The sequence below is a fragment of the Pseudomonas sp. Bc-h genome (assembly GCF_002080045.1).
GTDB lineage: Bacteria > Pseudomonadota > Gammaproteobacteria > Pseudomonadales > Pseudomonadaceae > Aquipseudomonas.
This window is the reverse complement of record NZ_MUIN01000012.1, coordinates 24,435-39,383: the sequence shown is the minus strand read 5'-3', so window position 1 is coordinate 39,383 and position 14,949 is coordinate 24,435. Positions and strand designations below refer to the sequence as shown.

At 59.8% G+C, this 14,949-nt stretch carries 10 protein-coding genes and 1 pseudogene; 1 reads left to right on the top strand and 10 read right to left on the bottom strand.

The annotated features are described in order from the left end of the window. The first annotated feature begins 33 nt into the window (after positions 1–33). On the top strand, positions 34–531 hold the full coding sequence (locus tag BWR59_RS23275) for a DUF1543 domain-containing protein (RefSeq protein WP_081567998.1): 498 nt from the start codon (positions 34–36) through the stop codon (positions 529–531). A 4-nt stretch (positions 532–535) separates the two neighbouring features. Here BWR59_RS23275 and BWR59_RS32935 read toward each other — a convergent pair. From BWR59_RS32935 to tagF, 10 genes and pseudogenes are all read right to left on the bottom strand, one after another. Next, positions 536–661, bottom strand: a pseudogene (locus BWR59_RS32935) (PAAR domain-containing protein); the annotation flags it as partial. After that, positions 658–2,421 (bottom strand): DUF2875 family protein, encoded by a 1,764-nt coding sequence (locus tag BWR59_RS23270; protein ID WP_081567997.1) that lies wholly within the window; start codon positions 2,419–2,421, stop codon positions 658–660. The pseudogene BWR59_RS32935 and the gene BWR59_RS23270, both read right to left, overlap by 4 nt. A 143-nt stretch (positions 2,422–2,564) precedes the next feature. Then, positions 2,565–2,834: a PAAR domain-containing protein gene (locus tag BWR59_RS23265; protein WP_081567996.1), complete on the bottom strand. Its 270-nt coding sequence runs from the start codon at positions 2,832–2,834 to the stop codon at positions 2,565–2,567. Beyond that, positions 2,831–4,609 (bottom strand): DUF2875 family protein, encoded by a 1,779-nt coding sequence (locus BWR59_RS23260; RefSeq protein WP_081567995.1) that lies wholly within the window; start codon positions 4,607–4,609, stop codon positions 2,831–2,833. The genes BWR59_RS23265 and BWR59_RS23260 overlap by 4 nt, the downstream gene beginning before the upstream one ends. Continuing rightward, complete coding sequence (locus BWR59_RS23255) at positions 4,609–6,651, bottom strand: DUF3274 domain-containing protein (RefSeq protein WP_081567994.1); 2,043 nt, start codon at positions 6,649–6,651, stop codon at positions 4,609–4,611. The genes BWR59_RS23260 and BWR59_RS23255 overlap by 1 nt, the downstream gene beginning before the upstream one ends. A gap of 65 nt (positions 6,652–6,716) precedes the next feature. After that, positions 6,717–9,287, bottom strand: a complete 2,571-nt coding sequence (gene tssI, locus BWR59_RS23250; protein WP_081567993.1) for a type VI secretion system Vgr family protein — start codon at positions 9,285–9,287, stop codon at positions 6,717–6,719. Between the two features lie 344 nt (positions 9,288–9,631). After that, the gene (tssA, locus tag BWR59_RS23245; protein ID WP_081567992.1) at positions 9,632–10,732 is read right to left on the bottom strand and encodes a type VI secretion system protein TssA; all 1,101 of its coding nucleotides are present in this window, start codon (positions 10,730–10,732) and stop codon (positions 9,632–9,634) included. Between the two features lie 101 nt (positions 10,733–10,833). Further along, positions 10,834–11,352, bottom strand: a complete 519-nt coding sequence (locus BWR59_RS23240; RefSeq protein WP_081567991.1) for a type VI secretion system tube protein Hcp — start codon at positions 11,350–11,352, stop codon at positions 10,834–10,836. A gap of 159 nt (positions 11,353–11,511) precedes the next feature. Then, a complete protein-coding gene (tssM, locus tag BWR59_RS23235; RefSeq protein WP_081567990.1) occupies positions 11,512–14,007 on the bottom strand; it encodes a type VI secretion system membrane subunit TssM in 2,496 nt (831 codons plus the stop codon). Further along, positions 14,004–14,930 carry a type VI secretion system-associated protein TagF gene (gene tagF, locus BWR59_RS23230; protein WP_081567989.1) on the bottom strand — a complete coding sequence of 309 codons (927 nt, stop codon included), beginning with the start codon at positions 14,928–14,930 and terminating at the stop codon, positions 14,004–14,006. Before tagF ends, tssM begins: the two co-directional genes overlap by 4 nt. Between the last annotated feature and the right edge of the window lie 19 nt (positions 14,931–14,949).

Below are 14,949 nucleotides of genomic sequence, written 5' to 3'. Positions count from 1 at the left end.
ACAACTTAAGGGTTAAGGGTTAAGGGGAGCGACATGCTTTTCGTAGTGATGCTTGGGGGCAAGCACCCCAGGGCAAGGATCGAAGTCCACGACGTGGCATTCGTCGTGGCAGACAACCTTGAAGCCGCGTACCCGCAGTTGCGCCAGGCGTGGTTCGGCAGCCAGTCGGGGCTTCATATCGACTCATGGATGGCGGTCGATGGCGTGGAGGGCTGGAAGGTCGAATTGAGTGCGCTGGCACCTCGCCCTGGTTCACCGCGCCTGTATTTCATCAACCTTGGCGGCTATGACGCGCAAACCTTTGGCGAGGCGCATCACTACCTGCTGGTGGTGGCGGGTAGCAAGAATGAGGCGAAGTCCAGGGGCAAGCGGCACATGCTGAAGCAGTGGGGGCAGGCGCATACCGACGCGGTCATGGATATCGACGACTGCCTGCCGATCGACCGGGTGGAGGGCCGTTATGTGCATTTGGTAGAGGGGGCGCACCAAGGGATCGTTCAGCGAAACGAGTATGTCGTGCTTCCCGGGTGATGAGGCAAGTGGCCTTGTCACCCACGACCGCAAATGGCTGGCCATTGAAGTCGTAGGTCCCGCTCAGTTGGCACTCGATAACTTCGCCGCCGTTGCGGGTGGCGTCTCCCAGGCAAATGGGGTGTGTCATGGCGTGTACCCCGGCGCGCCGAATTTGAACGGATCGGCCCAGCGGGTCTCGGCGTTTTTGGCTTTGGTGGCTTCGCTGGGTGGGCGGATCATTTGAATGGTGGTGCTGCCGTCGGTGCCGGAGTAAACGACGGCGGTCTCGGCGTTTTTGGCTTTGGTGGCTTCGCTGGGTGGGCGGATCATTTGAATGGTGGTGCTGCCGTCGGTGCCGGAGTAAACGACGGCGCTGACCCCGCCTTCGAAGTAACTGGCGATGGTGGCGAGGTTGATTTCCACCAGTGCGCTGCTGACGCCGGTGTTGCCCAGGCGACGACCGATGTCGTAGCCCTCGTCGACATTGCCCAGTTCAAGGCCGGTGCCGTCGATGTTCAGGGCGTGCAGTGCCAGGGTGAGGGCGATTTCGCCCTCGGTGTTGTCGGTGCTGTCGTAGAAGACGCGCAGCGGCTTTTCACCGTTTGGCAGGGTGTTCAGCGCTTCATGCCAGCCGGCTTGCAGTGCTCGTGCACGCAGGGCGGGCTTGAGCGGTTTGCCGTTTTCATCGCTCATCGAGACCTTGATCGGGCGATGCAGATAGCCGAGCGTTGGCGTCTCGTCATATTCGTCGATCTGGTGTTGCGCCCAGCGGATCGGCAGCCATTTGCTCGGACGGAAATCGCCGGGGCCACGATTGGTGGTGGTTTTCCAGAGGTCGGGGAGTTGAGCGTGCCAGTAGGTGCTGGACATGATAAGAGGGGGTCTGATGGATTCAAAGCCCTCAGCTTTTTTCGCCTGCTTGTACACTGAATCGAATTCGCGATCACGGTCCCAATAGAAGAACCACAGCTTACTCAGGTCGGTGGAACTGTTCTGGTTGTCTTCGTTCTGGTGGACGGCATACGGCCGTAAGTAGCGATCTACACGATCGGTTCGAGCAACGAGCAAGCCTGTCATGCTTTCGAAAACCTTCGGCACGTAATACCCGTTCGGCAATCCGGGTGTGCCTAGAACGCGATAGCCGGTGCGCGTCTGATCGCCGTCGCGGCTGAGCACCAGTGCTTCCGGTACCTCAGGGTTTTCATCAAAAAACTGAAACAGTTTCTCCAGCGTGCGTTGAGCGTGGCTTGTGTTTTCCGAGTCTTGCCAGAGAAAGAGGGTAACACCCAAAGTTGCCGCGTTCCGAGCTGACATAATGCTGCTTGCTGCGCGGTCATCCTTGTCATCTGGCTGTTTGGGAGGGGCTATCGCAAAGGTTGGGAGCGGCCAGTAGGCAACAGCGTCTCGGGCTGAGTGCCGAGCGGCCGCCCGTATGTTGATCGCCGCGCCACTACGACGGCTGTCAGCAGAGTCTGGATAGTGCTTGGGGTCGCGGGAATGGATGGACTCAAAGTTGCTGTTTTTCTGTTTGATCATCTTCCAGATCGTTGATTGCTGGTTCTCGTCAATGGCCAGGCCTGCGGCTTTAATTTCCAGGAAGAACGTCCGTTTGGCTATGTCGTCCTGCTCCGCCAGATACCCAGTCATGTAATCGAGCTGGGCCTGTTTATTCGCGCGGTCTTGCGCGATGGCTTTACCGGCCCAGTGGCCACTGAATACCAGCAGGACCGCTGCGATTATCCCTGCGATACCCTGGCAAATTCCCTGTGCCATTCCCGTTATCCTTACGCCGTCGACGATTGATTGTTGATAGATGTGCCACACATATCCGAGCCAGAACGCAATCAGCAGCACCAGGATCCAGAGGTAGACGTTGAGGTCTGGGCGCGTTTTTTTGAGTTTGCTCATCAGCGCTTGCCCTCCTTACTCTGGTGATGCACCAGCGATGGAGGCGCCATGGGAACCAACCCCTCAGATGGAGACTGTGGGGGGCGTGGCGGGGTGTCAGTGCCTCGGCGTTGATGAAGCGCAAGCCCTCAGGCTCTTCTACCTCATCGCACCTCCACCGATTTCGCGTGACTGGCAATGGCGTGACATCCGCAAGACAGACGATGCCCCTGCATGACCACGGCCAGACCGTTCAAGCTGTGTTCTGGATGGCCTTCGACAAACGTGTAGATGCCTGCGTGCAGGGGACAAGTGGCCTTGTCACCCACGACCGCAAACGGCTGGCCATTGAAGTCGTAAGTCCCGCTCAGTTGGCACTCGATAACTTCGCCGCCGTTGCGGGTGGCGTCTCCCAGGCAAATGGGGTGTGTCATGGCGTGTACCCCGGCGCGCCGAACTTGAACGGATCGGCCCAGCGGGTCTCGGCGTTTTTGGCTTTGGTGGCTTCGCTGGGTGGGCGGATCATTTGAATGGTGGTGCTGCCGTCGGTGCCGGAGTAAACGACGGCNGGATCGGCCCAGCGGGTCTCGGCGTTTTTGGCTTTGGTGGCTTCGCTGGGTGGGCGGATCATTTGAATGGTGGTGCTGCCGTCGGTGCCGGAGTAAACGACGGCGCTGACCCCACCTTCGAGGTAACTGGCGATGGTGGCGAGGTTGATTTCCACCAGTGCGCTGCTGACGCCGGTGTTGCCCAGGCGACGACCGATGTCGTAGCCCTCGTCGACGTTGCCCAGTTCAAGGCCGGTGCCGTCGATGTTCAAGGCGTGCAGTGCCAGGGTGAGGGCGATTTCGCCCTCGGTGTTGTCGGTGCTGTCGTAGAACACACGCAGCGGCTTTTCACCGTTTGGCAGGGTTTTAAGCGCTTCCTGCCAGCCGGTTTGCAGCGCTCGTGCACGCAGGGCGGGCTTGAGCGGTTTGCCGTTTTCATCGCTCATCGAGACCTTGATCGGACGATGCAGGTAGCCGAGCGTGGGTGTCTCGTCGTATTCGTCGATCTGGTGTTGCGCCCAACGGATCGGCAGCCATTTGCTCGGACGGAAGTCGCCCGGGCCATGGTTGGTGGTGGTTTTCCAGAGGTCGGGGAGTTGAGCGTGCCAGTAGGTGCTGGACATGGTGCCGGGGGCATCCGGATCGATTACTCCTTCGGCTTTTTTTGCATTCTCATAGATATTGCGGAACTGTGGGGAATGCTTCCAATAGAAGAACCACAGCTTGCCGATGTCCGTGGATTTGTTCTGATTATCTTCTCTCTCGCGGACGGCATAGGGGCGCAGATAGCGATCTACCCGATCAGTCCTGGCAACAAGTAAACCCGCCATACTTTCAAAGACTGTCGGAACGTAGTAGCCATTGGGAAGTCCACGCGTGCCTCGAACACGGTATCCGCTGCGTGTATGGTCGCCGTCTCGACTGAGCAGCAATGCTTCAGGTACTTCGGGATTGTCGTCAAAAAACGTGAAGAGCTTTTCAATCATGCGCTGACTGTGGGTGGTGTTTTCTGCATCTTGCCAGAGGAAGAGTGTGACCCCCAGAGTCGCAGCATTCCGCGCCGATATGATGCTGCCTGCTGCGCGGTCGTCTGTATCGTCTGGTTGTTTGGGAGGGGCTACTGCAAAAGTCGGCAGCGGCCAGTAAGCGACAGCGTCGCGAGCAGAGTGCGTCGCTGCGGCACGAATGTTGAGGCTAGCACCAGTTCTGCGGGAATCGGCAGTAGCGGGGTAGTCCTTGGGGTCTCGGGAGTAGATCGAGGTGAAGTTATTGTTCTTTTCTTTGATTTTCTGCCACACGTGTGATTGATGCCAGATATCCACGGCAAGCCCAGTGCCTTTGACCTCCAGGGAGAACGTCCGTTTGGCGATGTCATCCTGCTCCGCCAGATACCCAGTCATGTAGTCAAGCTCGGCCTGTTCATTCGCGCGATCTTGCGCCATGGCTTTGCCGACCCAATGGCCGCTGAACACCAGCAAGACCACTGCGATTATTCCTGCGATACCCTGGCGAGTTCCCTGTGCCATTCCCGTTATCCTTACGCCGTCGACGATTGATTGTTCATAGATGTGCCACACATATCCGAGCCAGACCGCGATCAGCAGCACCAGGATCCAGAGGTAGACATTGAGGTTGGGGCGCGTTTTTTTCAGTTTGCTCATCAGCGCTTGCCCTCCTTACGCTGACAGTGCACCAGTGAGGGAGGCGTCATAGGTACCAGTTCTGTAGTCGGGAACGTTCCTTCTTCGTAATAAAGAAAACTGGCTCGCACCAGTGTTCTGGCCGCGTCGCTAAGCCTTGACCATCCCGGCATCGCCATCAGCGTCTCGTTATAAAAATCTTTTCCTATCCGCCAATCCGCAATCGCAATCAGCACCTCCCGCATGTCCGGATCATCCAGGCATCTGGCCTGCCCAATCGCCACGTCCATCGCGGTTACCCAACGATGATTTTCCGGGCTGCGCAGAATTGCCGAGTGATAGCTGTTGGCGTCCCATGCCTTGTTAGCTTCGCCGTCCTGTCCTCGGGACATGCGCTGACGAATTTCATTGGGTGTTTCTTCGCGCTCGATCAGGTAGTACTCGACACGCTTCTCGCGAGTGTCCATCACGGCCGTCTGGCGCAGTTCGCGGGTCTGATCGTCAGCTTCCCTGCCTTTGTTCCATGCGTCGCGTGCAGCGATCATGTTGAGCGATGTGCTGCTTTTGTGGACCTGCCTCCACTCGAAGCGGGCCCGCGATTTACCCAGTGCAGTGTTCTGCGCCACTGCGTCGGGTTTGTCTTTGCCGGGGGCGTCGGGCGTGCCGGTGATGGCTTCGCCGCCGAACATCTGCGGGGCGTGGCTGGGTGTCAGTGCCTCGGCGTTGATGAAGCGCAATTCACCTTTGTCCACGCCCGCTTCAGTGGCGAATGAGACCAGCGGGTTATGCCCGGCGCTGCGCCGTTCCTCGCCGGTTCTGAGTTCGACCCAACAAGGTTCTGCACCCACCGGCACGGGCTGGTTGTCACGCAGCCGCTTGCTCCAGAGGCGCTGATGGAAACGCAGGTCCTTGAGGCGATCCATGGCAGGGGTCCCGTCGGGCAAGGTGTCGGGGACCCCAAACGTACCGATGCCGCTGACGTCTCGCAGGGCCACGGTGGTGTCATCGTGGGAGAAGTACAAATACACCTTGCCGCGATTGTCGCGCTCGGGGAACACCACCGTGGATTGATCGGGGCCCAGGCGCTGGCCTTGTTCGGCGGACCATTTCGATCCGGTGCGCCCGCCATACCCCTTCATGCCGGGCTGCAAGGCGCTGAGCGGTGGTTGCGCGTGGGGCGAACAGGTGAGCGCCGTGACGATGTCGATCAGGGTGTCGAGGGTCTGTGAGTGTTCGGGTGTCTTGTCCGGCAGCAGCGAATAGGGCGAGGCGACCATGATCACGCAGTCGGCGCAGCGCTCGCCGCGGTCCAACAGCAGCGCTTGGGCGAGCAGGGTAATCAGCGTGCCCTGACTGTGGCCCATGACGGTGACGGTTTCATTCGGTGAGACGCGGCGGATTTCGCTGATCAGCATGGCCAGGCGATGGGCGGCCAGCACAAAGTAGCGGCGGTGGGGGCTTTCGCCCATGTACAGCGTATTGGGCAACGCACGATTGGCAGCGTGTCTGACGAACTTGTCGAAACCTTCGTCGTACATTTCGGGCAGGTTGTTGGTGGCATTGGCGAAGAAGCCGCCGCCCTTGGCAAAATGCCGATCCAGCCGGTTGCCGAAAAGATCCTGATACTGGGTGCGCAGCTTGGTAGGGTCGCCGTTTCTGTCGCGCTGGATCTCGTCGGGTGCGGCGCGATAGCCCCAGTAGAAGGGGATGAACACGCTGCGCGGTTTTTCTCCGCCAGCACTGCGTTTGTAGAGGTAAGTGTCGGGATCGTCGATATAGTCTTTTTGTTGTTCGCGTCGATCTTCGGCAGGTGTCTCATTGGCCTTGGCGTAATCAACCCCATACGGCTCCGCCGCCATATCCGGCCGGCTCAGCCGTTCGTTGAGGCCCTGACACAATCCCTGTTCAACCGACTCATAAGCCGCGCCGGGGTCGTTGACGCCATGCAGAAAAATCACCACGCCCGGCAGGTCGCGAGGAATCTCGAACGGGGTGTCGCCGGGGCGGTTGGGAATCAGACGGGTGTTCAACGTGGCAATAACGCGGGGGTCCGATGTGCTCATGGCTCATTTCCTTCTGATGCGCGTTGTTGAAGCCCCTGAATTGAATGCGAGGTTGACGCTGGCATTCACTCGCCTCCATCGCGGAGTGCCGAAACCTCGGCGCGTTGCATGGATTCCTTTTCGACCGCCTGAGTAACGCCGCTGGCGTCGCTCAGGCCGGCGAGCAGCGTTCCGTCTTCGAGCTTCAGGCGATAGGCTTTGTCGATGGCAAGTGCCGGGTCCTCCGGGGCGTGGCCGGGGTAGTGGAGCAGCAAGCGTTGGCTCGCTGGGGCACGACCGAATGCAGGGATGTCCATGCTGTCGCGTTTGCCGCCCGCCCAGACCTTGTTGGCGGCATGCACGGTCATCGTGCCGGGGGTGCCGATTTCAACGCCGTCGCCGATTTTGATGTAGCTGCCGTCGCTGGCGATCAGGCGTATGGACGGAGCGGTCAGGACGATTTCGCCTTCGCTGGCCGAGGCGTGCAGGTTGTGCTGGGCATTGAGGGCAATATCGTCTTCCTGTGCCTGCACCATTACCTTGCCGCGGTTGGCAATGGCCGTGATTCCGTCGTCCTGGGCGAACGCCGAAATTCCCTTGCCTGCGTGCAGGTGCGTGCCTGCGCCGCTGGTAAGGTGCAGATGATCCTGCGCGGTGGTGTCGTGATTGGCGCCGGCGTAATGAGCTTGTGACCCTGGCGTTGCGCTGACCATCCCGGCCTCGCCGGTCAGGGCGATGACCGGCTCGCCTTTGGAAGTGCTGTCGGGCGCAGGCCACTGATCCAGTGCCTGGCGCAGCCCCTCGATGCCGCTCTGATCGAGCGCCTGAGCACCACGAGCAGAGGCGGTCTGGCCGAGTGAGGCGAAGAGGTCGGCACACTGAGTCAGCAGTTTGAGCAAGTCGCCGCGCTCCAGTTGCTGGTCTGCAGCGTGGTGCCTGGCATTGGCAGTCAGTAGCAGCCCCTGCGCGGCACGCACGGCAATGGCGGCGTCGGTGCGCAATTCGGCACCGTTGCCCAGTGGCCGTGCCTTGCCGTTTTCGCGCGGCCCGGTGAGCCGCCCCAGGTTCAATGCAGTGGCGTGATGGGTAGTCGCCAGACGAGCGCGAGGCGAGCCGCGCGTGTCATCGAGCAGCAACTCGTTATAGCCGTTGCCTTTGTGTTCTCGGGTCTTGATCCCTGACAGCGCCTTGTTGCCAGGCAGGCCGGGCGCTGCGCTGAAACGTGGGGTGGGCCTGTTCGCGTTGTAGAGCACGCCGGTGACGACCGGGCGATCGACGTCACCGCCCATGTGTTGCACCATCACCTCCTGACCGATTCGCGGCAGAAACTGATGGCCGAAACCCTCTCCCGCACTCGGCATGGCCACGCGCAGCCACGTGGTGTCCTGCTTGTCCTGGCGGATACTTTCCGAACCGCAGTCATCCCGGCGTTGCCAGTGGAAACGTACCTGAATACGGCCCAGCTCATCGGTGAAGACCTCTTCACCGTCTGGCCCGACGACGATTGCGGTCAGTGGACCAGGGATGGTCGGCCGAGCGATGGTACGCTCGGGCCGAACAGGCACTTTTGCACGGACGCAGGTAAACGCGTTGGCGTAGTCGGCAGGCGCTCTCGAGAGGTAGTTGTTGCGGCCTTGATGCTCGACCCGCAACAGGAGGAACTGTCGGTCATCCAGGGAGCCGCGGTCGTGGTCGAAGTGCTGGGTGAGTTCGAATGTGTAGCCGGGCAGCATGCAGCGGCAGTTACTTGCACCCCTGAACATTTTGCCGTGCAGCTCGATGGCCTCGATTCGGCGGCGCAGCAGCGCTTCACCCTCGTCATAGTCGCGATGTGAATAGGCGTGGGTGTGGTCGTAAATCTCGTGGGAAGGGATGTCGCCCTGCTCGTTGAGATTTTTCATGCTGACCCTCAACGGATTTGCCGGCTGCCTGTAATCGAAGGTCTGAATGCTGACCGAGCCCGGTTGCAGCTGGCGGTGAGCGCTCCATTGAGTGATTGCGTCGGCTGTTTCGGTGACCGAGGCGCTGTGGTAGCGAATCGTCGGTTGTTCAGGCAGTGGCGACAGACTGCCGGAGTAGTCCATGACGACCAGGCAGTGGCCTTCGGCGCTGTGCTCGAAGAAGAAAAAAAGACCATCGCCTTGCAGAAGCCGCAGGACGAAATTCAGATCGGTCTCGAAATACTGGGTGACGTAGCTGTGGGTCTTCAGGGGCTTGAACAAACGGAACTCGAAACGCGGCAAGGCCCCGTATTGCGCAAACACAGCCCGGATGATCTCTTCGACGGTCTGCTCCTGAAAAATACGTGAGTCCTGACGTCGACTCAGGTCCCACATCCAGGGGCTCAGTGTGGCGGAATAACTCGCGAGGCCGCCGTCGCTGCCCTCGAAGCTGAAACGGCTGATGCAGCCGTCCAGAAAACGCGTACCGCCGTCAGCCAGCTCGATCTGGATCTGTGCCGGTTGGCCAATCAGTGATTTGAGTTCGATGTGAGCGCTGTGGGAGAGCAGTTGGAGTTCGAAACTGAAGAGTTCAGACACTGCTTCACTGCCAGTGAACGAGTCGAGCAGAAGCTGCTGCTCACCCTTCAGTGGCGTAACCAGTTTGATCAAGCGCTGATGTTGCGAGAAAAACGAAGCCGCCAAATCCTTGGACATGAGGTCTCCTGCGGCCTGTCGATCAAGCGTCAGGCCAGACTAGGGTGGATTGCGTGCGTCCATGCGAGGAGGTGTTTCTTTGTCAGGGAAACAGGGGAGGAAGTGAAACATCGTGTTATTGGAAAGTATGTCGGACGTTTCCTGATTCGATGTCAGGTTGCGGCCTTCGTCTCCGGCGATAGAAGTGACATAGCCTGGAGTAGAAGCCGAGTCACGTTGTTGGTTTTGATGCAGGGGAGGTAGTCATTTGCGTGGGGTGTGAAGGCGCTTCTGATGCTGCGCAAGGGGCAGGGGTGAAACCTGTCCCTTGCAAGCGACACCCATCACGAACGTCCGATCAGTGATCAGGACTTGGCCTCTTTCGTCCCGAGCACATCACGAATACTGTCGACGACGTTGCTGTCTTTGATCACATCGTTCAGCCAGCCTTCGAGCGGCATGTTGCCCCACTTGATCGCACGCTCGATCAGATAGGGCACCGGGCTCTGGGGCTCTGTCTGTTTGAAGAACTGGGCGACGCCCGCGAGCATGGTGAATGCTTCGTCCCGGGTGAGCGGGGTGGTTCGCAGAGGCGCTGGCGCTGCGTCTTTGACAGTGAGGCTCATGGCAGCACCCGCTGATGGCTGGGGAGGGGATTCAAGCGTTGGCTCAGGTAAAGGTTGCTGCGCGGGAACATTGAGCTCGACGCCGCGATCCTTGAGCAGTTTTTCGGTCAGTTGGGCGGCGCGGGCCAGGATGTCGCTGAGTCCGGCGAAGCTCGGGGCTTCATGGCCGAACAGGCGGTCGGCGGTCGCCTGCAAATCGCGGCACGCTTGCAGGCTTTCGCTGATCTGCGACGCCTTGAGCAACAGATGATCGGTGTCGGTGAGTACCACCGAGCGTTGGAAAATTTCCGCGTTGATCTTGCCTTCGTCCAGCGCCGTCCGCATCGCCTGCTGATTTTGCAGGGCGAGGTTTTCGATATGGCGAGACTCGTCATAGCGCTGCAAACCGAAGTTCTGCCCTTGAGTGATGGGCAGGCCACCCACGACATTGGTCAGCGTGGTTTTCAGCCATGCCAGACGAGCGGCGCGCTCTTCAACGCCTTCTTCAAGGGATGGAAACAGGTCGGTCCAGAATTGATCGAGAATCCGCTCGGCCAGTCTCAGGCCGAAGGTGATGCCCGGGAATTGGTATTGGTGCGCCAGGCCCTCGCTGAGCCAGGCGACGAGCATCAGGTCTTTGCTCTGCTGAGCCAGCCCCTGTGCGGCCAGTGTGATGGTCAAGTCCCAATCGGAAAGTTTCAGATCGGTTTGCCAGTCACCCTGGGTCAGGTAATCGGGGTCTGCTCGACGAGCCTCTTTGACGTTATCGAACAGCGCGGAGAAGCTCAGGTCTTCACCGCTCCCGCCATTGATCGGCGCTGTCAGCTCGGCCAGGGAAAGGTCATTGAGAAAATCAGACATAGCGAACTCGCAGCAAGATAAAAGAACACCGTGCCCATGGTGTCGGCACGGTGTTGAATACGGACCGCCGCGCCGGGCAGAGGTCCGTTGTGATTACTCGATCACGCGAAAACCTTGTTGGCTGTACGGTCCCAGCCGCCAGTCACGTTACCGCCGCCCTGGCCGTCGGAACGGCTCTGTTGGGTGTAGGTGGTTTTGATGCGAGCGAAGTTGAAGCTGATTTCTTCGATCGGCAGATCGCTGACGGCTTTGTCTTCGCCGCCTTGATTACCGCCTGCAACGGCCTTGACCGAAGACACCACAACCTCTTCCAGGTTGATGGTCAGATATGTCAGCTTGTCGCCGCCGGCGCGGTTCACGTTCAGCTGGATCTTGGCGATGTGGGTGCCTTTGCAGCACGCTTCGAACAGCTTCGCCGAGGCTTTGTCCACTGCCTTGCGGATGCTGAAATCGCTCAGTGCCACGCGCTCCGAAGACGCACCACCAGAGGAGCTGGCAGTGGCGGAAGTGGCTTGAGTCGCGCCGTACTCGTAGCCCAGCACTTCGATCCAGTCCTTGTGCTTGTCGTCCAGCACTTCGCCTGGAATACCGTCGATCTGAATATATGCGTCAAATGCCATTTCTTACTTCTCCATTTCCATACATTTAAGGGCTTGCCTTACCTGCGGCCAGACCGCAGCCCCTTCTGTTTGACCCTTCCGGACAGTCGGAAGGCGTCGATTGCCGCTGCCTCAGCCTCCGCTCGCAGAGGCTCAGGCGCCGGTTCATGCAAGTGCGCGTCAGTTCAGTGCGCGCACTTCGATTTCAACTCGCCGATTCGGCTCCAGGCACTGAATGAGCTGGGCTCGTGGTTGCTGCATGTCGCATTTCACCAACGGCTTCTGGCTGCCTTCGCCCACGGCCTCGACCAGCTCGGCGGGCACACCTTTGCCGACCAGATAGGTCTTGATGGTCTGCGCCCGCTGCCTGGATACCTGGAGATTGCCCTGCAGATCGCCCAACTGGTCCGCATGCCCGGCAATGATGATCTTGCCGATGTTCGGCGTGCTCAGCAGCTTGCCGGCAATGGCGCTCAACTGCCCCTGGCCTTCTGTTTTCAGACTCTGGAAATCGGCACGGCCGAAGGCGAACAGCGTGTCCGATTCCAGCGTGATGGTCTCGATCGAGCGCAGCGACTGCGACAGCAGGCTGTTGATGTAATTGCGCGAACTTGAAGTCAGAAAGGCGTTGTCGAGGATTCTCGGCACGTCCGGCTCATGGATCTGGTCGCTGTAGAAGTTCACCTGACGGCTGGCGAGCTCGTAGTCGCTGCCCGAATTCGCCGCGACGCTGGCGGCGGTCGTGTTCTTGCCGGTCTGGTGTGCAATGGCCGGGTACCAGTAGTCCGGGATCTTCGCCTTGAGGAATGCAGGGTCGGCTTTTTCGCGTTGGGAACGAGACAACATGAGGTAGGTTTCAAGGGTCGCCTTGCCGAAGTCGGCAATGGACTGGGCGCGGTTGTCGGCAGGCAGGGCGCGGGGCTCGACGCTGTCGACACCGCTGACCGGCATCAGGTCCTTGGCGTTGCGTTGGTAGACCTTGATCGTCGTCAGCAGGTATAGCGAGCGAGTCAGGTTGTCCGCAGTCGGTTTGAGCATGACGGTTTCCAGCCGGCTGAAATATCGCTCGCGCAGCACCGGCTCGACTTTATAGCCTTGATACAGGCCCAGACGCAGGCGCAAGGGGACGCCGGAATCATGGTGGGCAGCGTAATAGTCGGCCGTCCAGAAGCGCATGCGGTCCAGGGTTTGCCAGGCGGTGTACTGGCCTGGAGTGGTCTTGTCTTGCGCCACCGCAGCGGTCAGTTCCGTTGAAATCGTCTGGATCGCGGTTTTGTTGTTCCAGTACGACCAGCCCCACAGACCACACAGCAATAATGCGGCGAGGCTGGCGCCGCCGACCCATGCCGCTTTGCGCCGCCGCTCACGGAAGTTGGTGGTATAGAGCGCGACCAGATGCTGGTCCGGGATGATGACCTTGCGGAACAGGCTATTGATGAACAGCGGTTGTGGCTGGGCATTACCGTTGCCCGCCACCTGCTCGGCCTCAAGGGAAAAGCGCTCGCTGACCTGCCGGGTATGGCCACCCAGCTCCGGCGTATCGGCGTCCAGGGCGCTGGTGAAATAGAAGCCCCGTAGCAGTTCCGCGTTCTGATAGGGATTGGCCCGCAGCAGGGCATCGACGAACAGTTGCAACCTGGGCTTGAGCGCTGCCAGTTCCAGAGGGAAGCGGTACACGGCCGAGTCCTGACGCGTGATCTGAATGTCCTGCATCACCAGCTGCTGGCGCGCCACTTCCTGCCAATAGTTGACCAACTCGTCCATGGCGACGCCGAAACGCTGACCCCAGTCGGCCTTTTCGTAGTCCTTGTGGGTGAAGGTTTTGCCCATCACTTCGCCACGGGCATTGTCGTCGAGCTGTCGATAGAACGGCGCAAAGCCGGGCACCAGATCGCACTTGGTAAACACCAGATACACCGGCAGGCGGACTTCCAGCAGCGAATGGGTCTCCTGGATGCGTTCGCGCAGGCGTTTGGCCAAGCGCTCCTGATCCTGCGCGCAGGTCTGCAGAATGTCGTGAATGCTGACGGTCACGATCAGGCCGTTGAGTGGGCGCCGCTGACGGTGCTGGCGCAGCAGTTGAAGGAATGCACGCCATTTCCCGGCTTCCTCCTGGTTATTCATGTAACGCCCGGCGGTGTCCAGCAGGACGGCCTCGGAGCTGAAGAACCAGTCGCAATTACGGGTCCCACCGAGGCCTGCCACACGAACGCCTTCACGTTCGGCATAAGGGAAATTCAGACCGGACTGGTACAACATCGTGCTTTTTCCGGCCGCCGGTTGGCCCACGACCAGGTACCAGGGCAATGCATACAGCGCGTCTTTGGCGTGGGTGCCCCGCGGCTTGTTGCTGTGCAGACGCTCGATGCTTTGCAGCAGACGTTCGCGCAGCAGGCTGACTTCTTCACGGTCTGCGGGGCTGGCATTGAGCACCGCCTGATCGGCATCGTCGCGCAGCAGACCTTCGAGGTTGTGGTGCCGGGAGACGCCTCGATACATCAGCAGCACGTAACCGGCCGAGAGCAACAGAAACACGCCAATACCGGTCAGCAGACTGCTCAGAGAGCTGAAACTCAGCGCGCGCCCGATCGCCCAGACGATGAAGATCGTCAGGAAGAAGAACACCCCCAGAATGTAGGGCTGGTAGCGCAGGAAGTAATACTTGATCTTGTTCATACAGACTTCACATTCAGCGCGTCGACGAAACGGTCGATGACGTCATAAAGAGGGCGTTCGGTGTCGGGGAATTCGGGCGGGCGGTGGTGCTCATCGAACGCCGCGAAATCACCCATCACGTCGTAATGTTCAGTGCGCTCGCCGGTGTCGGTCAGGGCGGTATAGAGCCCCTGGTTGCCGCGCGACGGAAAGCAGTACAGTCTGGGGCGCATGAAGTCGTCGGCCAGCACGCTGACGTGCGGTGCCGTGCGGCCCACTCGCATGCGCGTCAGCCAGTCGACCCACAGGTCTGCGGTCGGATTCTTCAGTCCGCGTTCAGCCGGCAGCGGCAGGCAGACGCCCAGCGCATCCGAGTGACGCAACGGCTGATGCAGCGCGTAAAGTCGCGTCAGTACCGCGTTGGTGATGAACTCCGGGTACGAGCTTTCCAGCGCAGTGGCGATATCCCGCAGGTTGAAGTGGCGCAGGAACTTTTCATGTACCTGGCGGAACAGTGCAAAGTCCTCTACGCGCATTGCACGCAATGCCTTGATCTGCTCGAACAGCAGCGCCGGGTTTTCGCCCTGAGCGCTACGGTGCAACAGCGGTTTGATCTGTGCGCTGAACAACTCGCTCAGGGTGAACGGGTTGATCAGCGGTTCAGCTTCATCGGCTTTGAGCGTCTGGAAGATGAAAAACGGATAGCGCCGCTGGCTCGAATCCATCGAACTGATCAGCCCGCCCAGCAGCCAGTTTCCGGAACGCGCCCGGTAAGCGAAGAAGCACACAGGCAGGCGGTCGAACAGCGTGCGCCAGTCTTCGCGAGCATGAATGGCCGCCAGCGACGACTGCAACCAGCCATCGAACTCGCAGACTTCATCCGCTGCGCCATGCAGACTGACGAAGTCGGCGCTCGCCGGTATTTTTCCGAAACAGCCGATCATTGGCTGCTCCTCGATGGCG